The organism is Paraburkholderia sp. UYCP14C (genome assembly GCF_004197395.1).
Taxonomy (GTDB): domain Bacteria; phylum Pseudomonadota; class Gammaproteobacteria; order Burkholderiales; family Burkholderiaceae; genus Paraburkholderia.
Genome location: NZ_SELS01000007.1, coordinates 61,264 through 80,259, shown reverse-complemented (window position 1 = coordinate 80,259; position 18,996 = coordinate 61,264). Strand labels below are relative to the sequence as shown.

Annotated in this window: 18 protein-coding genes; 4 read left to right on the top strand and 14 right to left on the bottom strand. The window is 65.3% G+C overall.

What is annotated here, in order from left to right:
- The first annotated feature begins 180 nt into the window (after window positions 1–180).
- Window positions 181–2,532 (top strand): bifunctional diguanylate cyclase/phosphodiesterase, encoded by a 2,352-nt coding sequence (locus EVC45_RS08700; RefSeq protein WP_129957591.1) that lies wholly within the window; start codon window positions 181–183, stop codon window positions 2,530–2,532.
- Between the two features lie 91 nt (window positions 2,533–2,623).
- Here the strand turns inward: EVC45_RS08700 and hpaI are convergent, their stop codons facing one another.
- From hpaI to EVC45_RS08665, 7 genes are read right to left on the bottom strand one after another with little or no spacing between them, the layout of a single operon-like run.
- The gene (hpaI, locus tag EVC45_RS08695) at window positions 2,624–3,427 is read right to left on the bottom strand and encodes a 4-hydroxy-2-oxoheptanedioate aldolase (protein WP_129957590.1); all 804 of its coding nucleotides are present in this window, start codon (window positions 3,425–3,427) and stop codon (window positions 2,624–2,626) included.
- Between the two features lie 10 nt (window positions 3,428–3,437).
- On the bottom strand, window positions 3,438–4,241 hold the full coding sequence (gene hpaH / locus EVC45_RS08690; protein ID WP_129957589.1) for a 2-oxo-hept-4-ene-1,7-dioate hydratase: 804 nt from the start codon (window positions 4,239–4,241) through the stop codon (window positions 3,438–3,440).
- 7 nt (window positions 4,242–4,248) lie between these two features.
- Complete coding sequence (locus tag EVC45_RS08685) at window positions 4,249–4,647, bottom strand: 5-carboxymethyl-2-hydroxymuconate Delta-isomerase (RefSeq protein ID WP_129957588.1); 399 nt, start codon at window positions 4,645–4,647, stop codon at window positions 4,249–4,251.
- Window positions 4,648–4,666: 19 nt separating this feature from the next.
- Window positions 4,667–5,530, bottom strand: a complete 864-nt coding sequence (hpaD, locus tag EVC45_RS08680; protein WP_129957587.1) for a 3,4-dihydroxyphenylacetate 2,3-dioxygenase — start codon at window positions 5,528–5,530, stop codon at window positions 4,667–4,669.
- Window positions 5,531–5,544: 14 nt separating this feature from the next.
- Window positions 5,545–7,002, bottom strand: coding sequence for a 5-carboxymethyl-2-hydroxymuconate semialdehyde dehydrogenase (gene hpaE, locus EVC45_RS08675; protein WP_129957586.1), 1,458 nt, complete (start codon window positions 7,000–7,002; stop codon window positions 5,545–5,547).
- A 40-nt stretch (window positions 7,003–7,042) separates the two neighbouring features.
- On the bottom strand, window positions 7,043–7,801 hold the full coding sequence (locus EVC45_RS08670) for a fumarylacetoacetate hydrolase family protein (protein WP_129957585.1): 759 nt from the start codon (window positions 7,799–7,801) through the stop codon (window positions 7,043–7,045).
- Window positions 7,798–8,571, bottom strand: coding sequence for a fumarylacetoacetate hydrolase family protein (locus EVC45_RS08665; RefSeq protein ID WP_129957584.1), 774 nt, complete (start codon window positions 8,569–8,571; stop codon window positions 7,798–7,800). Before EVC45_RS08665 ends, EVC45_RS08670 begins: the two co-directional genes overlap by 4 nt.
- Window positions 8,572–8,762: 191 nt before the next feature.
- On the opposite strand from EVC45_RS08665, the gene hpaR reads away from it, so the two are divergent.
- The gene (gene hpaR, locus EVC45_RS08660) at window positions 8,763–9,170 is read left to right on the top strand and encodes a homoprotocatechuate degradation operon regulator HpaR (RefSeq protein WP_129957583.1); all 408 of its coding nucleotides are present in this window, start codon (window positions 8,763–8,765) and stop codon (window positions 9,168–9,170) included.
- A 9-nt stretch (window positions 9,171–9,179) separates the two neighbouring features.
- Here hpaR and EVC45_RS08655 read toward each other — a convergent pair whose 3' ends face one another.
- The 3 genes from EVC45_RS08655 to EVC45_RS08645 all read right to left on the bottom strand — a co-directional run bounded on the left by EVC45_RS08655 (window position 9,180) and on the right by EVC45_RS08645 (window position 12,048).
- Complete coding sequence (locus EVC45_RS08655) at window positions 9,180–10,334, bottom strand: DSD1 family PLP-dependent enzyme (protein ID WP_129957582.1); 1,155 nt, start codon at window positions 10,332–10,334, stop codon at window positions 9,180–9,182.
- 34 nt (window positions 10,335–10,368) lie between these two features.
- The gene (locus tag EVC45_RS08650; RefSeq protein ID WP_129957581.1) at window positions 10,369–11,043 is read right to left on the bottom strand and encodes an HAD-IA family hydrolase; all 675 of its coding nucleotides are present in this window, start codon (window positions 11,041–11,043) and stop codon (window positions 10,369–10,371) included.
- 99 nt (window positions 11,044–11,142) lie between these two features.
- Window positions 11,143–12,048, bottom strand: coding sequence for a LysR substrate-binding domain-containing protein (locus EVC45_RS08645; protein ID WP_129957580.1), 906 nt, complete (start codon window positions 12,046–12,048; stop codon window positions 11,143–11,145).
- A 121-nt stretch (window positions 12,049–12,169) separates the two neighbouring features.
- On the opposite strand from EVC45_RS08645, the gene EVC45_RS08640 reads away from it, so the two are divergent.
- Window positions 12,170–13,249: a hypothetical protein gene (locus EVC45_RS08640; protein WP_129957579.1), complete on the top strand. Its 1,080-nt coding sequence runs from the start codon at window positions 12,170–12,172 to the stop codon at window positions 13,247–13,249.
- Window positions 13,250–13,286: 37 nt separating this feature from the next.
- Here EVC45_RS08640 and aroQ read toward each other — a convergent pair whose 3' ends face one another.
- The 3 genes from aroQ to EVC45_RS08625 all read right to left on the bottom strand — a co-directional run bounded on the left by aroQ (window position 13,287) and on the right by EVC45_RS08625 (window position 16,319).
- Window positions 13,287–13,724: a type II 3-dehydroquinate dehydratase gene (aroQ, locus tag EVC45_RS08635; RefSeq protein ID WP_129957578.1), complete on the bottom strand. Its 438-nt coding sequence runs from the start codon at window positions 13,722–13,724 to the stop codon at window positions 13,287–13,289.
- 52 nt (window positions 13,725–13,776) lie between these two features.
- On the bottom strand, window positions 13,777–14,793 hold the full coding sequence (locus tag EVC45_RS08630; RefSeq protein WP_129957577.1) for a Gfo/Idh/MocA family protein: 1,017 nt from the start codon (window positions 14,791–14,793) through the stop codon (window positions 13,777–13,779).
- A gap of 122 nt (window positions 14,794–14,915) precedes the next feature.
- Entirely contained in the window at window positions 14,916–16,319 is a 1,404-nt protein-coding gene (locus EVC45_RS08625) for an MFS transporter (RefSeq protein ID WP_129957576.1), read from the bottom strand.
- A gap of 285 nt (window positions 16,320–16,604) precedes the next feature.
- On the opposite strand from EVC45_RS08625, the gene EVC45_RS08620 reads away from it, so the two are divergent.
- Window positions 16,605–17,561: a LysR family transcriptional regulator gene (locus tag EVC45_RS08620; RefSeq protein WP_129957575.1), complete on the top strand. Its 957-nt coding sequence runs from the start codon at window positions 16,605–16,607 to the stop codon at window positions 17,559–17,561.
- A gap of 40 nt (window positions 17,562–17,601) precedes the next feature.
- On the opposite strand, the gene EVC45_RS08615 is transcribed toward EVC45_RS08620, so the two are convergent.
- On the bottom strand, window positions 17,602–18,948 hold the full coding sequence (locus tag EVC45_RS08615; protein WP_129957574.1) for an MFS transporter: 1,347 nt from the start codon (window positions 18,946–18,948) through the stop codon (window positions 17,602–17,604).
- Window positions 18,949–18,996 lie beyond the last annotated feature (48 nt).

Below are 18,996 nucleotides of genomic sequence, written 5' to 3'. Positions count from 1 at the left end.
CATGACCCGGCGGATCGCCGAAGTGCCGATCCACCAAACCGCATAGTGGGACAGCACGACATCTTGCAAGCACGCAGCCGCCAAATTTATACGTCATCTGACGTTAGCCATAAATGTTTATCGAACGTTTGCCGATAACCATTGGCGGAGTGACCGGAAACCCAGCCTGATCAGCCTTCTATGTCTGCCATCCCAACGCAGCACCTACCCCAGTTGAGCATGCGTGAGCGCTTTCACCGGCGCTCGCTCGAGCATCAGCGGCCGCTTGCCCTCATGAAGCTGGGCTTCACGGTGCTTGCGTACCTGTGCATGGTGGTGGCGCGCGAACTGGTCGGCTCATCGGCTACGCCGCTCGTGTACCGGCTACTGTGCGCGCTCGTGCTTGCGCTGCTGGTACTGGCGATCCCGTACGTGAAGTCGACGGCGCTGTTCGGCGCGATCTGCGTCACGTACGAGCTGGTGCTGACCGGCGGGCTCGTGCTGATTGTGCAAGGCCTTGCACATCCGTTGCCGTGGCTCCTGCCGGCGTTCGTCGCGATACCGATCTGCGCGGCGCCGGTATGGCTCACGCCCGCGCATTTCGCTGCCGGCAGCGCGTTGTTCTACGCGGTTGCCATCGGGCTGCTGCGCGGCAATACTCATTCACCCGAGGTCGACGTGGCCGTGTGGACCTCGGTCATCGCGATCGGCGCGCCGACGGCGGCGGTGTTCCATTTCGCTTTCTACCGTTTCCGGCGCAATCACTTTCTGCTCGAAAGCCAGCTCGCGCAGCTCGCCGCAACCGATTCGCTGACTGGCCTGCAAAACCGCCGCTCGTTCGTCAAGCACGCGGAGGGACGACTCGGGACGCTGGCGCCGGGCGCGCCGATCAGCGCGATCTTTCTCGACATCGACAGCTTCAAGTCGCTCAACGACCGCTTCGGCCATGCGGCCGGTGACCATTCGCTGTTTCAGGTCGCCCAGGTGCTGAAGGACGCGGTCGCGCTTTACCACAGCGCGAGCCGCATCGGCGGGGAAGAGTTTGCGTTGCTGGTCGACGATGACCTCACCGGCGCGCTGCAACTCGCCGAGCGGCTGCGTCTCGACATCGCCGCGATCGAGCGGCCGGACGGCCATCTGACCGCGAGCTTCGGCGTCGCCGAGCACCGGCGCGGCGAAAGCTTCATGGTGCTGCTCGATCGCGCGGACGAAGCGCTGCTGCGCGCGAAGCAGACGGGCCGCAATCGCGTCTGCGCGGAGCGCGCGCTGCCGTTCGACGCGCTGCAGCCACCGTTCGACGACGTATTCGCGCCGTGCGCCGACAGCACCGGCCCGAGCGCGGGCGCGGCGCGTTATCGTTGGGAAGACTTCTATCTGATCTCGCACTTCCAGCCGCTCTACAGCCTGTCGCATCAGAAGCAGGTCGGCTTCGAGGCGCTGCTGCGCGGTGAGCAGGACGACGGCACGCTGGTGCCGCCGGTCGTGATGTTCGCGCCGAAGCCGTCGAGCGACGAAGGCGCGCTCGACCGCGCGAGCCACGCGGTGCATCTCGGCAATGCGCGTCGCGCGCTGCCAGACGACGCCTGGCTGTTCCTGAACATCCTGCCGGCCACCTTCGTCGCCGACGGCTATGCCGACCAGTTGACGAAAATCGTGCGCGCCGCGGGGCTCGAACCCGAGCGCGTGATTCTGGAGATTCTCGAATCGCACGGCGGCAGCGTCGACGAGATGTCGCGCGCGGCGGCGGGCTATCGCCAGCACGGCTTCCTGATCGCGGTCGACGACTTCGGCGCGGGCCAGTCGAATCTCGACCGCCTGCTGCGGATCCGGCCGGACATCGTGAAGCTCGACGGCGAGCTGATTCGCGCGACCACGCACCGCACGCAGCAGCCGATCCTGCCGAAGCTCGTGTCGCTGTTGCACCAGGCGGGGATGCTGGTGGTCGTCGAAGGCGTCGAGACGGCCGACGAGCTGATCCTCGCGGTCGAGTCGAATGTCGATTTCGCGCAGGGCTATCTGCTCGGGCGGCCTGCTGTCGAGATCGCACCGCCCGAGTCGGTGCACCGCCAGATCGACGATGCGTTCGACGTGATCGCGCAGGGCCGCGCGCATCAACATGCGTTGTTCGAATCCGAAATGGAACCGTACCGGCGCGAACTGCGGTGCGCGGCCGACGGGTTGCGCGCCGGCGTCACGATGGACGACGCGTTCGCGATGCTCGCCACCTTCGAGCGTTCCATCAGCTGCTTCATTCTCGACGATACCGGGCGCCAGATCGGTCACGAGGTGCGCGGGCCCGCATGGTGCGAGGACGCCGCGTCGCTGCAGCCGGTCGCGAATCCGCGCGATGCGCGCTGGGATCATCGGCCGTACTTCCGCAACGCGGTGCTGCTGCCCGGCGAGGCGATCACCAGTAATCCGTACCTGTCGCTCGCGAGCGGGCGGCCGTGCATCGCGGTGACACTGGCCGTGCAGCTGGCGAGTGGGCGCTGTGTGATGGGGGTGGAGCTGGATTGGTCGGCGCGCGGCTTGCCCTGGCCGGCGGGGGAGTAGGGGAAAGTGGAAGGCCGCGAGCGCGGGTAAGTCGGGCGTCTCGCGGCTTTTGTTGGCTTTCGGTTTGGCTTTCGTTGCGGATTTTCTTGCCTCAATACCCGCCTTTGACCTGCGGCGCCATCGCTGCCGTGTTCTTGTACGACGCGGCGAGATCCGCGGCTGCGCGGCTCAGCAAGCCGGTGTCGGTGCCGACCGCGACGAAGCTCGCGCCCGCCGCCAGATAGTCGCCCGCTAGCGCGGGATCAGGGGCGAGCACGCCCGCTGCCTTGCCCGCACCGCGCACGGTATCGATGCCGCGACGGATCGTGTCGCGCACGCGCGCGTCGCCCGGTTTGCCGAGCAATCCCATCGACGCGCTCAGATCGGACGGCCCGAAAAACACGCCATCGACGCCATCGACGCGCGCGATCTCCGCGAGATTGCCGAGGCTCTGCACGGTCTCCGCCTGCACGATCACGCACAGTTCGTCGGCCGCGGTGGTCAGATAGTCGGGCACGCGATTCCAGCGCGAGGCACGCGCGAGCGCGCTGCCGACGCCGCGAATGCCCTGCGGCGGATAGCGCGTGGCCGCGACCGCATCGAGCGCTTGCGCGGCCGTGTCGATCATCGGCAGCAGCAGCGTTTGCGCGCCGATGTCGAGCAACTGCTTGATCAGCGCGGCGTCGCTCTTCACCGGCCGCACGACCGGATGCGACGGATACGCGGCGACGGCCTGCAATTGCGACAGCGTGCTACGCACGTCGTTCGGCGCGTGCTCGTTGTCGATCAGCAGCCAGTCGAAGCCGGCGGTGGCGAGCAGCTCGGTCACATAGGCGTCGGCGAGCGCGGCCCACAGGCCGAATTGCGGTTTGCCTTCGGCAAGCGCGCGTTTGAAGGGGTTGGTCGGCACGGACATAGCGATGCTCTCAGATGAAATTCAAACCGATGCCGCCGAGCGGGCCATAGTCGACGTGGAACGTGTCGCCCGCGCGTGCCGGAATCGGGCTCGTGAACGAGCCGCTCAGGATCACGTCGCCGGCGTTCAATGATTCGTCGTACGGAGCAATTTTGTTCGCGAGCCACGCGACGCCGGTGGCCGGATGGTTGAGCACCGCCGCCGCGAGCCCGCTTTCCTCGACCGCGCCGTTCCTGTACAGCAGCGCGCCGACCCAGCGCAGGTCGACGTCGAGCGGCCGCACGGGCCGGCCGCCGAGCACGACGCCCGCGTTCGCGGCGAAATCGGAGATCGTGTCGTAGACCTTGCGCGGTGCGCGCGTATCGCGATCGAACTGCTCGATGCGCGCGTCGATGATTTCGACGGCCGGCGTCACGTACGCGGTCGCGTCGAGCACGTCGAACAGCGTCACGCCGGGGCCCTTCAGCGGTTGGCTCAATACGAACGCGAGCTCCACTTCGACGCGCGGCGCGATGAAGCGATCCGTGCGAATGTCCTGGCCGCTGTCGATGAACATGCTGTCGAGCAACGGCGCGTAATCGGGCTCGTCGATCTGCGACGAGCGCTGCATCGCGCGCGACGTCAGGCCGATCTTCCTGCCCTTGATCACGTGCCCTTCGGCGAGCTTCAGCTTGACCCACTCGCGTTGAATCGCGTAGCCGTCCTGTACGGTCATCTGTGGATACTGCGCGGAAAAATGGCGCAGCTGCGTGCGGCTCTTTTCCGCTTGATCGAGTTGCGCCGCGAGGTCGCGAATGGTTTGTTCGTCTAGCATGATGATGTCAGCCCTTCAGCCGCGCGTGCAGATTGTTGTGCTTCCACGTGCCCGCTTCGCTGAACTCGTTGATTTCGAGCGACAACGCGAGTCCCTGCCGTTCGAACTCGGTGGCGAAGCGCTGCTTGATCAGCGCGAACAGCGCGTCGCCGGTCGCCTTCCTGACAGCCTCGGAGCGGCCTGCGCCGATCTTCAGGTTGGCGTGCAGAAACGCGGCGTCGGGGCGCCCATCGGCGATGCAGTACTGGTCGCAGCGCAGCGCGCGCACGCGAATGCCGCCGAGCGGATAGACGCGCTCGCCGTTGTCGCGCTGCGCGTCGAGGCACTGCGCGAGGTCTTTGCAAAGTTCGCCGACGCGTTGCGCATCCGCAAGGTTGGCGCTGTATTCGAGTGTCAGGTGAGGCATGGCGATTCCTTCGCGAGTGTCAGACGGGAAGCGGTGTGACCGGGAAGATCGCGTTGATCTGGCCGGTGCCCGAACTGCCGAAATATGGCGTGACGACTTCGACCTTGCCGTCGTAGCGATCCCAGCCGAGCGCGCCCAGCAGCATCGCGGTATCGTGCATGCCGCCTTCGCCCCAGCATTTCTCGTTGTAGAGCGGCAGCATTTCGCAGAAGGTCTTCCAGTCGCCCGCTTCCCACATGCGCACCACGCTGCGATCCATCTGTTCGAGGAAGGGGCTCCAGACTTTGTGCATGAACTCCTCGGCGGTGCCGTTGTTCGCGAAGTGATGCGACAGCGAGCCGCTCGCGAGTATGGCCACGGTGCCGTCGTAGCGTTCCTCGATGGCCTTGCGCACTGCGAGGCCGAAGCGCGCGCTGGTCGCGAGGTCGTGCCACATGCACCAGCCTGCAATCGACACCGTCTTGAAGTGCTGGTCGCCGTTCATATAGCGCATCGGCACCAGCGTGCCGTATTCGAGCTCGAGCGTGGTTTCGCTGTGCGCGCGGCTTTTCACGCCCATTTCGTTGGCGACGTCCGCGATGATCTGACCCAGCCCGACGTTGCCGGGGTACGCGTACGGCATGTTTTTGATGAAATGCGGCAGCTCGTTGCTCGTGTACACACCTTCGAACTTCGGCGCGCAATTGATGTGGTATTCGCTGTTCACGAGCCAGTGCACGTCGAACACGACGATTGTATCGACGCCGAGTTCGCGACAGCGTCGGCCGATCTCATGGTGTCCGTCGATCGCGGCCTGACGGCAACCCTTGTGCGGTCCGTCGAGTTCCGACAGATACATCGACGGCACGTGGGTGATTTTTGCTGCCAATGCGAGCTTGCCCATCGCGGTCTCCTCGATTAGACGCCCCAGCGCGGAATATGGTGCGAGCCGAGCGACACGCAGACGTTCTTCGGTTCGAGGAACACTTCGTAGCTCCACGTCCCGCCTTCACGCCCCACACCCGACGCCTTGGTGCCACCGAACGGCTGACGCAGATCGCGCACGTTCTGGCTGTTCACGAAGCACATGCCGGCTTCGACGGCGGCCGCCACACGCAACGCGCGGCCGGTGTTCTCGGTCCAGATATAGCTCGACAGACCATACGAAATATCGTTGGCGAGACGGATCGCGTCGGCTTCGTCGTCGAACGGAATCAGGCACGCGACCGGTCCGAAGATCTCTTCCTGCGCGATGCGCATACGGTTGTCGACGTCGACGAACACGGTCGGCGTGACGAAGTTGCCACGGCGCAGCGCCTCGGGCAGATCGGGCGTATCGAGCCCGCCGCACGCAAGCGTCGCGCCTTCCTTCGGGCCAAGCTCGATATAGCTGCGTACTTTCGCCAGATGCCCCTGGCTGATCATCGGGCCGACGATCGTGCTGTCCGCAAGCGGATCGCCGACCGTCAGGCGCTTCGCGCGCTCGACGAAGCGCTCGGCAAACCGCGCGTAAATGGAGCGCTGCACGAGAATGCGCGAGCCCGCGGTGCAGCGTTCGCCATTGTTCGAGAAGATCATGAACACCGCGGCGTCGAGCGCGCGTTCGAAGTCGGCGTCATCGAAGATCACGAACGGCGACTTGCCGCCAAGCTCCATCGAGAACTTCTTCAGGCCGGCGGTTTGCACGATGCGATTGCCGGTCGCGGTCGATCCGGTGAACGACACCGCATGCACGTCGCGATGCGCGACCAGAGGTTCGCCCGTTTCCTTGCCATAGCCGTGCACGACGTTCAGCACGCCCGCCGGAATGCCCGCTTCGAGCGCGAGCTTGCCGAGCATCGAGGCAGTGAGCGGCGACAGTTCGCTCATCTTCAGCACGGCCGTGTTGCCGAACGCGAGGCAGGGCGCGACCTTCCAGGTGGCCGTCATGAACGGCACGTTCCACGGCGAGATCAGCGCGCACACGCCGACCGGATGAAACAGCGTGTAGTTCAGATGCGAGTCGGTCGGGTACGTGTGGCCGTCGACGCGCGTGCACATCTCGGCGAAATAGCTGAAGTTGTCGGCCGCGCGCGGCACCAGTTGCTTGCGGGTCTGCGAGATCGTCTGGCCGGTGTCCTTCGTTTCGGTCTCCGAGATTTCCGGCACGTGTTTCGTGATCAGCTCGCCGAGCTTGCGGATCAGCTTCGCGCGTTCCGCGGCGGGCTTCGCGGCCCAGGCGGGGAAGGCGCCTTTGGCCGCCTGCACGGCCGCATCGACTTCCTTCGCGCCGCCGCGCGCGACTTCGCCAAGCACTTCCTGGGTGGCCGGATTGACGGTTTCGAAATAGTCACTCGAGGCGCACGCCTCGCCGTTGATCAGATGGTCGATCGGCATTGCCTTGTCCTTTCGCGGTTCGCTGGGTTTTTGCTGTCCATCAGGCGGGACGGAAGTCCGCGTCCGATGCGATCGTATTGACGAGACGGCCGAGGCCGTCGATTTCGCAGACGACTTCATCGCCCGCGTTGACGTTGACGATGCCTTCGGGCGTGCCGGTCAGGATCACGTCGCCGGGCGCGAGCGTCATGAAGCCGCTCAGGTATTCGATCAGCGCCGGGATGCCGGTGACGAGGTCGCGCGTATTGCCGCATTGCTGACGCGTGCCGTTCACGTACGTGCGCAGTTCGAGTTGCGTGACGTCGGCGATGTCGGCGGCGTCGACGAACCAGGGACCGAGCACCGTGCCGCCGTCGCGATTCTTCACACGCAGATTCGGGCGATAGTAGTTTTCGAGGTAATCGCGAATCGCGTAGTCGTTCGCGATCATGTAGCCAGCCACATGCTGCATGGCGTTTTCACGTTCGACGTTTTGCGCGGTTCGCCCGATCACGACCGCGAGTTCGCACTCGTAATGCATGAACGTGACATCGGCGGGGCGGCGCGTGACGCCGCGATGGCCGAGTACCGTGCCCGGTCCCTTCAGAAACACCAGCGGCTCTTCCTGCTTGCTGAACTGCAGTTCCTTCGCGTGCTCCGCGTAGTTCAGGCCGAGCGCGAAGATCGTGCCGACTTCGATCGGCGCGAGCCAGACTACTTCGTCCTCGCGGCGTACGCGGCCATCGGCGAGACGTACTCCCTGCTCGTGCGGATACGCTTCGTGAATCGCTCCCGCATAGGCGACGCGGCCGCGCATCATGACTGTTCTCCGTTGTGTTGATCGAGGCCCACGAACGATACGGTTAGAGGCGGCAACGTGCCGATCGACAGGGTGGCCGTATCGCCGATGTGCGCGACCGGCGAGCCGTGCCGAACGCCGAGTGTGAGCACGTCGCCCGCGTTCAGTGTCATGAAGTCGGTGACATCGGCAAGCAATTGCGCGACGTTGCGCACCGACGTTGCGGTGCTTGCCGTGAACGGCTCGGCGCCGTTCAGCGAGACCGCGATGTCGAGCCGATCGGGCGCAGTGACATGGCGCGCGGCGACGAGCGCCGGTCCGATCACGCAGAAGCCGTCGCGTGCGCGCAGCCGCACGTTGGGGCGATACACGTTGGTATGCGGCACGCTCAGGTCGCCGACCAGCGTATAGCCGGCGATATGGTCCGCCGCGCGCTCGACGCCGACGCGCGTCGCGGTCCGGCCGATCACGATGCCGAGCGACGCGCCGACCTCGACGCCGAGCGTGTTGTCCGGCACGACCACGCGCGCCCGATGCCCGGCCAGCGTATTGCGCGGCTTCAGATATAGAATCGGCGCGTTCGGCGGCGCCTTGTACGGCGCCGCATGCATGGCGTCGCCCAGCGCGTTCAAGGCGGCGCGATCGTTCAGCAAGGTGCCGTACACGGCGCCGCTGACCGGCGCGCGACACGCGACGCCGCGCGCCAGCAACGCGGCCGCCGTGTGCGCGTCCACGTCGCGAGGCAGCGCGTCGCCTTCGGGATGCAGCAGATGATCGGCAAGGGCAAACATAATTGCGCGGCCTCGTGGCGAAAGTTCGGCGAAAACACTAAGATGTTAGTAGTATCCCGCTTGATATGATTGACGGTCAATAGGCTGTTGGTCGATCGCGGGTTTTCCCGTAAGCTTCGACGGCCGTTTTTTTCTCATTCCTTGCCAACATGTCCGCTGCGTCCACCCGAGTCTTACACCGCAACCTGCCGATGCTGTTGTTGCGCGCCCGCGAAAAAATGATGGAGCGCTTTCGTCCGTTGATCACCGCGCACGGACTCACCGAGCAGCAATGGCGAGTGATTCGCGCGCTCAACGAGCACGGCCCGATGGAGCCGCGCCACATCTCCGACATCTGCACGATTTCGAGTCCGAGCATGGCCGGCGTGCTCGCGCGCATGGAGAGCATGGAACTCGTGACGAAGGAGCGTTTCGCGGAGGATCAGCGGCGCGTGCTCGTGTCGCTGACCGACACGAGCATGGAACTGGTGCGCGTGATTTCGAAGGATCTCGAGGCGCACTATCGCGAACTCGAGCGCAAGGTGGGACCGGAGATCGTCGAGCGCGTCTATCGCGCGGTCGACGATCTGCTGGCGGGGTTGTCGGAAGAGGACGAGTGACGCGGTGGCTTACCAGCCGTAAAAGCGCTGCCATTCCACGCTGCTGCCGTCCGGTGCCACCGCGTGATACTCGGGGAACTGCGCGCCGGTCGCGCACGCGTGGTTCGGCATGATGCGCAGTTTCATGCCGATAGGAAAGCGCTGCGCGATGTCGTCGGGCTGGGCATCGGCTTGCGGATCGGCCTGAGCCTGAACTGCCGCGAGAATCCCATGCTCCTGATTGGCGCCGCTAACGACATAACCCGGAAGCAACGTGCCATTGAGCAAACAGGGTTGCCCATAACCGAAATCGTGCGGCTGCCGCGACGTACCGCGATCGCGGCTCAGCGCCATCCAGCCGGCGTCGAGAATCGCCCAGCCTTTGTCTTCCTGATGACCGATCACGGTCGTGAGGACGCTGAGCGCGATGTCGTCGAGCGTGCAGACTCCCACGTTGTGCATGACCAGATCGAACAGCACGTAGACGCCGGCCCGCACCTCGGTGACGCCTTCCAGATGCCGCGCGGCGAGCGCGGTCGGCGTCGAGCCGACACTGACGGCCGGACACGGGATGCCCGCTTCGCGCAAGCGTTCGGCGGCGCGCACGCAGCCCGCGCGTTCCTGTTCCGCGAGCGCGGCGAGCGCTTCAGGCGTATTCAACTCGTAGCTCGAACCCGCATGGGTCATCACGCCGCCGACCTTCACGCCGTTCTCATGCAGAATCCGCCCGATGTCGAGCAGCGTCTGCTGTTCGGGCTGGATACCCGAGCGATGGCCGTCGGTATCGACCTCGATCCAGACTTCGAAGGTTTCGCCGTGCTGGTCGCCGAACGCGGCAATCGCCGAGGCGGCGGTCGGATTGTCGGCCACGAGCTTCAGATCGCAGCCCTGGCGGCGCAGCGCGAGCGCGCGGGGCAGCTTCGACGGAACCATGCTGACGGCGTACAGGATGTCGTCGACGCCGGCCGCGAAGAACGCTTCCGCTTCCTTCAGCGTCGACACCGTGATGCCGCGCGCGCCGGCGGCGATCTGCGCACGCACGACGTCGATGCACTTGGTGGTCTTCACGTGCGGCCGGAACGCGACGCCGAGCGCATTCATCCGCCCCTGCATCCGCGCAATGTTCTTCTGCATCCGCGCGACGTCGATCAACGCGGCCGGGGTTTCGATCTGTTCGAGTTTCATGCTTGCACCTGAGGAGCGGGGTGAGGTTGGGGATTCAGTGCCGGCGGTCGCCGCCAAAGCCCGCGAGCCACGCAACGAGCCGGTCGAGCGACGGCGCTTCGACCTCGGGCGGCTGCGCGCCCGCGACCAGCGGCAGGCCGATGTGGTTGTGCCAGTAGGTGCGCAAACCGACGGCCGCGGTACCGAACATGTCGTAGCTCGACCCGGCGACGAACGCGGCGCGCCGCGCCTCGACCCCGAGCTTGCCGAGCGCGAGGCGGTACGGTTGCGGGTCCGGCTTGTAGACGCCGGCTTCCTCGGCGGTCACGATCGCGTCCCAGCGCACCGGCAACAGCGCGGCTGCCTGTGAGCCGAGCCGCGTCGAGCAGTTGGTGACGACCGCGAGCTTGCAATGCGGCGCGAGCGCGCGCAATGCGTCGAGCGCGCCGGGCCACGGCGTCAGGTTCAGCCAGTCCGCTTCGAGCGCGTTCGCGGCCGATTCGGACAAACCGACCTGCGTGGCGGCCTCGCGCACCAGTTGTTCGTAGGGAACATAGCGGCCGCAGCCGTACGTCAGACGCAGATAGGCGGCACGCCATGCACGGCCCGCTTCGTCGGAGCCTGCCGCGCGGTTCCACGAGGTCCACGAGTCGAGCAAGGCGGTTAGCAGGTCGAACAGGACCGCGTCCGGATAGGCGGGGGTGTCGGCGGAATGGGCGGCGGCAGTCATGATTGCAATTGGGCCGGCTGTTGAGGATGAATCGATTATAGGTTTTGGTGCCTACGTCAGCGTTGAGGTCAACTGACTCTTAGATTCACGCAGACTGAATCATCGCCGCCACGGCGGCGACGGCCTGAAGTGTCCTTGCAGATACTGCATGAAATGGCGGGTGCGCGCGGGCAGTCCCGTCCTCTGATGCGTGAGCGCGATCACATTCGCGTCCGGCGCTTTCCAGCCCGGCAGCAGGCGCACGAGTTTGCCTTTGGCCAGATCGTCGGCGACGTCCCATTCGGAGCGCAGAATCACGCCGCGTCCCTCGCAGGCCCATTGGCGGATCACGTCGCCGTCGTTGCAGCTCAGATGCGTGGACACGCGCACGCTGCGGCGCGTGCGGCCCTTGCTAAACTGCCATAGCGACACATCCTCGTTGTTTTCGCGCAGCACGATGCAAGGCAGCCGGCTCAACGCTTCCGGCGATTCGGGTTCGCCGATTCGCCTGACGAGCGCGGGCGCCGCACAGACGAAGCGCGCGTTCGGCGCGATCGTGTAGCCGACCAGGTTCGACAGCGGCAACTCGCCGATATGCACGACGATATCGAAGCGATCGAGCGTTTCGGTCAACGGCCGATCGGACAGCGTCAGCGCGACGTCGATATCGGGATTCTGCTGCTGGAACTCGCCGATCAGCGGCGCGAGGTGGCGTCGTCCGAAACCGAGCGGCGCATTGATCTTCAGCGTGCCGACGAGGCCGCCGCGGCGCGTTTGCAGATCGTCGAACATCGCGTCGAACTGCTCGATCAGATCGGCGCCGCGCTCGCACAGCAGCAGGCCTTCGTCGGTGAATTGCAGGCGGCGCGCGCTGCGGTTCACGAGCTGCGCGCCGAGCTTCTTTTCGAGTTGCTGCAGACGCTGCGTGACCGCCGACGGCGACAGCGCGAGTCGGCGCGCGGCGGCGATCAGACTGCCGCTTGCGCGCAGCGTGAGCAGGAAGCGGATATCGGCCGATTCGTTCATGGGGCGAGGGAGATGGTGCGATGCGATGGGTCCGGAATCTCGCAGCATAATGCGTCCGGATCGCCCACAGGGTAAAGTGGCGCTTCCGGTCTATCGATTCAATCATTGGAAGAGAAGTCCCATGTCGCTGTCCCATGATGCGTCCGCGAACGACGCCGCGCCCAACAGTCCGCTGAAACAGGCGGTTTTTCTGCACACGGGCTGGCGCAGCGCGGGCACGTGGGTGTGGTCGCGGCTGCGTGAGCTCGAGCGCGCGGCCGGCTTCTACGAGCCGCTCAGCAACGTGCTCGCCGATCTCAAACTCGCCGACGTGCCTGCCTCGCGGCCGACCTTGACCTCGGGGCACCCGCCGCTCGCCGCACCGTACTTCGACGAATACCGGCCGTTTCTGCGCGAAGACTCACGGGGCGTTGCGGGTTACGACAAGCGCTTCAGCATCGATCGCTTTACGCGCGAACCCGATGCGACATTCCCGTCGCTGCAGGCCTATCTGCGTGCGCTGAGCCAGCACACGATCGGGCAGGGCCGCGTGCCCGTCTTCAAGTTTTGCCGTACCGGGGGACGTCTGCGGTGGCTGAAGCGCGCGTTTGCCGACGCGCTGCACGTGGGCGTGCTGCGCAATCCCGCGTCGCAGTTCGCGTCGGGCTGGCTGCTGAGGCAGCAATGGAGCAATGCGTTTTTTGTCGCCGCGCCGTTTCGCGTGCTCGGTCTGAATCAGATGAACCCGCTGGTGCGCGAAGCGATCGGCGTGTGCGGCGTGCGTCTGCCGCCGCTGCCGTCGATGCCCGATGACGCGTATGCCGTCGCGTGTGAGCAATTCGCGCGCACCGTGGACAGCGACAACGCATACCGCGCGTTCATCGCGTTGTGGATCCTCTGCGCGCTGCGCATGGGCGAGGGCGTCGATCTGCTGATCGATATAGAGCGGCTCGGCGAGTCGCGCGACTACGCGGCCAGTCTGCGCGCCGCGTTCGACGCGCAATGCGGCTTATCGCCCGACTTCACGAGCGCGCGCGATCTGGTCGTTGAAACCCGGCGCAGCGCGGCGCGTATGACGGGTATCGACGGCGGCGCGCTGCGCGCCGTCCATTCCGCCGCGCTGAAATTCCTGAAGGCGCAGGCGGGTATCGACGCGGCCTTCGTCGAGGTGGTCCGCCAGAAGATGGTGCTGGCCAACGAGTTGACCGAAACGTGGCGCTAGCCGTGCGCCGCCACCACCGCGCGGCGCACTCTCAGGACTAGCCCGCCGCCGACACCGCCGCGCGCAGCCCAAGCAGATAGCTGTCCACGCCGAAGCCGCAAATCTGTCCTTTGACGATCTCCGCGAATACCGACTGATGCCGGAACGCTTCGCGCGCGTGAATGTTCGACATGTGGATCTCCACCACCGGTACCGTCAGGATCGCGAGTGCATCGCGGATACCGTAGCTGTAGTGCGTCCATGCGCCGGCGTTGATCAGCACGCCGTCGGCGTTGTCGGTGAACGCCTGGTGGATGCGCTCGCACATCGCCGCTTCGCTATTGGTCTGAAAGCTGTCGACCCGCACGCCGAGCTCGTCGCCGAGCGCGCGCAGGCGTGTGTCGATTTCTTCGAGCGTGATCGTGCCGTATTGCGCGGGATCGCGCTTGCCGAACATGTTGTGGTTGATACCGTGCAGCATCACGAACGTTTTCATCTAGTGATCCTTAGTAATCGATTGAAGAATCTCGAAGCGGATTCGACATGTTTTAGTGGACGGCCGCCGCGACGGAACGCGTCGTATCGACCACCGCGCCGGTGCGAGCCGCTTCGACGATCGCCTCGGTGATGCGCAGATTCTGCAAGCCGTCCTGCGCGCTGACGAGCGGCGGCTCCTCGCCGTGAATCACGCGCACGAAATGCTCGATCTGCAGCTTCAGCGGATCGTCGCGCGTCAGGTCGGCGACGCCGACGTCGAACGGCTTCCACCACGAGCGGTTCGCGGCTTCGGCGTAGGTCTTCAGGCGCATCGTCGGTATCGCGAGCGAGCCGAACGTGCCCGCGATCACGTAGCAGTCTTCGTCCGGATACGACGGATAGGCCTTGTTTTCTTGCGACGTCTGCTCCCAGCTACGTGCGCTCGCGGCGGTATCGGACAGCATGAAGCTGCCGAGCGCGCCGTTCGCGAAACGCAGGTTGATCGCGACCGTATCCTCGACCGCGAAGCCGCGCGTCGCATGCGACGAAAAAGCCTGCACGGCGACGATGTCGCCGCACAGCATGCGCAGGTTGTGCACCTCGTGAATCATGTTCAGCAGGATCGGACCGCCGCCCGGCTGGCGTCGCCAGTCGGCATCGGCGAAGTACTCGTCGGGTTTGAAGAACACCGCGCTGCCCATCACCGCGACGAGCTTGCCGAGCCGGCCCTCGTCGATCAGCTGCCGCGCGCGCGCCATGATCGGGCTGTGCGCGCGGTGATGGCCGATCAAGAGCGGCACACCGCTGCGCTCTGCCTCGGCGGCGAGCGTTTCCGCTTCGTCGACGCTCGGCGCGATCGGCTTTTCGAGCAGTGTCGGCACGCGCGCCGCAAGGCAACGCGACGCGTGCTCGACGTGCAGCTGGTTCGGCGTCGCGAGAATCACACCGTCCGGGCGATCGCGTTCGAGCAGTTCGTCGAGCGTGCGGTAGAGCGGCACGCCCGCCTCGGCCGCGACCGCGGCGGCCGCGGGCGACGGATCGACGATCGCCGACAGCGTGCACGTGTCGCTTTGCTGCGCGACCGCCATATGAGCGCGACCGCCATATGAGCGCGGCCGATATACCCTGCGCCAGCGACGGCGATCCGGGTGCTGTTCATGAGTAAGGTCCCTGAAAGCCCTTGTGAAATTGCGTCAATCAGCAAACGAACTCAGGCAACGGCCTTCTTTGCGTCGGCCATGCTCTGTGCGCGCATTGCGTCGTAGCTGAGCTTGTCCATCGGCACGACGTTCTTTTCGCCGAGGTCGCTAAGCCGCACGCGGAAGTTTTCACGCGCGCTCCATGCGGCGATCGCGCAGATGATCGTGATGGCGAACGTGATCGTGCCGATCGTCAGCGGCACGTTGTTGGATCCCGGCGGCGCGACGTAGGCGAACAGAGCCGGCAGCAGCGCGGTGATCGTCGTGCCGATGTTCTGGCCGATCGCCATCGCGGAGACACGCGAACGCGTCGGGAACAGTTCCGGGTAGAAGCTCGGGAAGATCGCGTTGTAGCCCTGATAGATGACGCCCCACATCAGGATCGACATCACCATCGCGAGCGGCACGTTGTGGATGCTGATCGCGTACAGATACCCAAAAGAAAGCAGCCCGGCGCCAAGCGAGCCGACGATGATCGGCAGACGCCGCCCGATCCGGTCGGACAGATTGCCCACGTACGGAATCACCAGCACCGCGACGATATTGCCGATCACCGGAATCCACAGATACAGGCTCTTCGAAAAGCCGATGCCGTACGCCGGTTGCACCGCATACGCCGCGCCGAAAATCGTCGCGACGACCGGAATCACATTCATCAGCGAGCACAGCACGACGCGAATCATGTCGCCCCAGTTGTACTTGAACGCTTCGACGATCGGCGAGCGCGGCACGCCGCCGCTCGCGTCTTCCTTCTCGAACGCGGGCGTTTCGTGGACTTCGCGGCGGATGATGTAGCCGGCGATCAGCACGACCGAGCTGAGCAGGAACGGAATGCGCCAGCCCCATGCATTGAACGCGGCGTCGTTCATGAAATACGCGAGCGGCAGAAAGATCGCGGCGGCCAGAATCTGGCCGGCCTGCACGCCTTGCAGCGTGAAGCTCGCGTAGAAGCCGCGTCGCCCGAATGGCGCGTGTTCGAGGATCATCGAGCTGGCGCCTGAGATTTCACCGGCGACCGCGAAGCCCTGGATCAGGCGCAGCACGACGAGCAGCACCGGCGCGAGAAAGCCGACCTGCTGATAGGTCGGCAGCAGACCGACCAGCATCGTCGACAGACCCATCAGGAACATGCAGACCAGCAGCACGTTCTTGCGTCCGTGCGTATCGCCCCAGTGGCCAAGCACGACCGCCCCGATCGGTCGCGCGACATAGCCGACGCCGTAGGTCGCGAGCGACGCGACGATCGCGATCTTGGGGTTGCCGGAAGGGAAGAACAGCTGAGGAAAGATCAGCGCAGCGGCCTGCGCGTAGATGAAGAAATCGTAGTACTCGAGTGCCGAGCCTATCCAGCCGCTGGCGGTTGCCTTGCGAGCCTGCGAGCTATGCCCACTGCTTGCCGATGCGTTCGTTTGCATGACGTCTCCTGAATTGGAAATGTTTTTGTCAGCTTCTACGGCTGAGTCATTGGCGCCTTTAAACGGGCGCCGCGCAAGCCAGGATTTTCCTGGTCTCGTTGCCGCAGTGCGGCATAACGGCTTGAATCGGCGCCTCGTGCCGGTTGCTGCGGCGCACTACGGGTTAACCACGGGCCTGAGTGTGCCGGGCATTGCATTCGAGCCGGCATCCAAACGACTGCACCTTGCCCAACCAATCCGTTGGAGCTAGGGTAATAGCGTTATGCGCCGACACAATGCGTCCAGATGCAAAATCAGAATGCGCTCACAGCCACGAATGAGTCCTTCCTGCGCGATTTGCAGCTGTTCTGCCATATCGCGCGACGCGGCAGCTTCGTTGCGGCGTCGACGGAGATGGGGCTGTCGCCGTCGCATGTAAGCAAGCGCATCGCCATGCTCGAAGCCGGCCTCGGCGTGAAGCTGTTCCAGCGCACCACGCGGCGCGTCAGCGTGACGAGCGACGGCGAAGCCGCCCTGCAGTGGGCGCAAAAAATTCTCGACGACGTGCAGGGGATGGCCGACGCATTCGCCGATCGCCGCACCGAGCTGAGCGGTCTGTTGCGCATCAGCACGAGTTTGCGGCTCGGCCGCAAGCACGTGTCGCCGATTCTCGCGATGCTGCGCGAGCGCCACCCGAACCTCGAAATCTGGCTCGAGCTGCTGGATCGGCGCGCGGATGTCGTCGGCGAGAACTTCGATATCGACGTGCGCGTCGGCGAAGTGCAGGAGCCGCATCTGATCGCCCACAAGATGGTGGAGAGCGCGCGCATTCTGTGCGCGTCGCCGGCTTACGTCGAGCGGCACGGCGCGCCGCTCGAACTCAACGATCTGACCGGCCACGATTGCCTGCTGTTTCGCGGCCGCGACGACCGCTTCGGGGTCTGGCGTCTGAGCGGGCCGCAGGGGGAAAGGAGCGTGAAGGTGACGGGCACGGTCGCGTCGAATCTGAGCGACATCGTCGTGCAGTGGGCGAAGGAAGGTTACGGGATCGTGATGGTGTCGATCTGGGACGTGGCCGAGAGCCTGCGCGCGGGCGAACTGGTGCGCGTGCTGCCCGACTATCAGCAATCCGCCGATGTGTGGGCGGTGACGGCCGAGCGCCTGTCGTCGTCGGCACGGATTCAGGTGTGCATCGAGTTTCTCAGGGAGCAGCTGACGCGCGGGCCGTATGCGCTGGTGACGCGCGGCGTGGGCGGACTCTGAGCGGTGCGAGCCTCCGCTTGGCGCTCACAGGCCTGCGCTTTTACACGCTAGAAGCCGTGTCTTCTTCCGCCTCGTCGAGTGCGCTGCGCTGAACCGTCGTGACCGAGTCCGGAATGATCGTGGCCGTGACCGGCTGCGGGTCTTCGATGCTGTAACGCAGGCGCCAGCCTTCGCGATAGAAACGCAGTTCCCGGTATCGCATCAGATAGACGAGGCCAACGAGCGCCGCGCCGAAGCCCGATGCCGCGCCGACGCCGAGCGCCCAGCGCGGGCCGAAACGGTCGGCGACCCAGCCGACCACCGGCGCGCCGAGCGGCGTGCCGCCGAGCGCGATCGCGAGCAGGATCGCGATCACGCGACCGCGCATCGCGGGCTCGGTGGTCAGTTGCACGAGGCTATTGGTCGAGGTGGTGAAGGTTTGCGTCGACACGCCGATCGCGATCAGCACGATGCCGAACAGCACGTAGTTCGGCATCAACGCGGCCGCCGTGCAGCCGACGCCGAACATCGCGCCGGCGCCGAGCAGCAGCCCCATGGTGGGCCGCGCGCGGCGCGCGGCGAGCAGCGCGCCGGTGACGGAACCGATCGCCATCGTGGAACTCAGCACGCCATATTCGCTGGCGCCGGCACGGAACGCGGTGACGGACATCGTCGAGATGAAGATCGGGAAGTTCAGGCCGAAGGTGCCGATCAGGAACAGCATCAGGAGCGCCGCCTTCAGATCGGGGCGCGTCCACACATATTTGAAGCCTTCGACGAAGCTGCCGCGCGAGCGCACGTTGCGCGGCTTGATATGCAACTGGTCGAGCCGCAGCATGCGCAGCGCGCCGAGCACCGCGACGAACGACAGCGCGTTGATCAGAAATACCCAGCCGGTGCCCACCGATGCGATCAGCAGACCCGCGACCGCCGGCCCGAGCATGCGCGCGGCATTGAACGACGTGGAGTTGAGGCCGACCGCATTCGCGAGATCGCGCTCGCCGACGAGGTCGGATACGAAGGTCTGGCGCGCCGGGGAATCGAACGCGGTCACGCAGCCGAGCAGTCCCGCGAACACGTAGACCTGCCATAGCTTCACGAGGCCCGTGACCGTGAGCAGACCGAGTGCGAGCGCCAGCGTGCCCATCGCCGCCTGGGTCGCGAACAGCAGCTTGCGGCGGTCGAAGTGATCGGCCGCATAGCCGGTGAGCGGCAGCAACAGCATCTGCGGCCCGAACTGCAGTGACATCACGATGCCCACCGCCGTCGCGTTGTGATGCGTAAGCTCGGTGAGCACGAGCCAGTCCTGCGCCGTGCGCTGCATCCACGTGCCGATGTTCGAGACGATCGCGCCGCTCGCCCAGACACGGTAGTTGAATATGCGCAGCGAACGGAACGTGGTGCTCACGGCAGGGGTTTCCTCAACGCGGGGGTGGGCCGCATGCGGGCAAGGGCT

Excerpts from the sequence above, each read along its gene's own strand:
- EVC45_RS08700 (WP_129957591.1), top strand. The coding sequence starts at position 181 with ATGTCTGCCATCCCAACGCAGCACCTACCCCAGTTGAGCATGCGTGAG.
- hpaI (WP_129957590.1), bottom strand. The coding sequence starts at position 3,427 with ATGTCCGTGCCGACCAACCCCTTCAAACGCGCGCTTGCCGAAGGCAAA.
- hpaH (WP_129957589.1), bottom strand. The coding sequence starts at position 4,241 with ATGCTAGACGAACAAACCATTCGCGACCTCGCGGCGCAACTCGATCAA.
- EVC45_RS08685 (WP_129957588.1), bottom strand. The coding sequence starts at position 4,647 with ATGCCTCACCTGACACTCGAATACAGCGCCAACCTTGCGGATGCGCAA.
- hpaD (WP_129957587.1), bottom strand. The coding sequence starts at position 5,530 with ATGGGCAAGCTCGCATTGGCAGCAAAAATCACCCACGTGCCGTCGATG.
- hpaE (WP_129957586.1), bottom strand. The coding sequence starts at position 7,002 with ATGCCGATCGACCATCTGATCAACGGCGAGGCGTGCGCCTCGAGTGAC.
- EVC45_RS08670 (WP_129957585.1), bottom strand. The coding sequence starts at position 7,801 with ATGATGCGCGGCCGCGTCGCCTATGCGGGAGCGATTCACGAAGCGTAT.
- EVC45_RS08665 (WP_129957584.1), bottom strand. The coding sequence starts at position 8,571 with ATGTTTGCCCTTGCCGATCATCTGCTGCATCCCGAAGGCGACGCGCTG.
- hpaR (WP_129957583.1), top strand. The coding sequence starts at position 8,763 with ATGCTGTTGTTGCGCGCCCGCGAAAAAATGATGGAGCGCTTTCGTCCG.
- EVC45_RS08655 (WP_129957582.1), bottom strand. The coding sequence starts at position 10,334 with ATGAAACTCGAACAGATCGAAACCCCGGCCGCGTTGATCGACGTCGCG.
- EVC45_RS08650 (WP_129957581.1), bottom strand. The coding sequence starts at position 11,043 with ATGACTGCCGCCGCCCATTCCGCCGACACCCCCGCCTATCCGGACGCG.
- EVC45_RS08645 (WP_129957580.1), bottom strand. The coding sequence starts at position 12,048 with ATGAACGAATCGGCCGATATCCGCTTCCTGCTCACGCTGCGCGCAAGC.
- EVC45_RS08640 (WP_129957579.1), top strand. The coding sequence starts at position 12,170 with ATGTCGCTGTCCCATGATGCGTCCGCGAACGACGCCGCGCCCAACAGT.
- aroQ (WP_129957578.1), bottom strand. The coding sequence starts at position 13,724 with ATGAAAACGTTCGTGATGCTGCACGGTATCAACCACAACATGTTCGGC.
- EVC45_RS08630 (WP_129957577.1), bottom strand. The coding sequence starts at position 14,793 with ATGGCGGTCGCGCAGCAAAGCGACACGTGCACGCTGTCGGCGATCGTC.
- EVC45_RS08625 (WP_129957576.1), bottom strand. The coding sequence starts at position 16,319 with ATGCAAACGAACGCATCGGCAAGCAGTGGGCATAGCTCGCAGGCTCGC.
- EVC45_RS08620 (WP_129957575.1), top strand. The coding sequence starts at position 16,605 with ATGCAAAATCAGAATGCGCTCACAGCCACGAATGAGTCCTTCCTGCGC.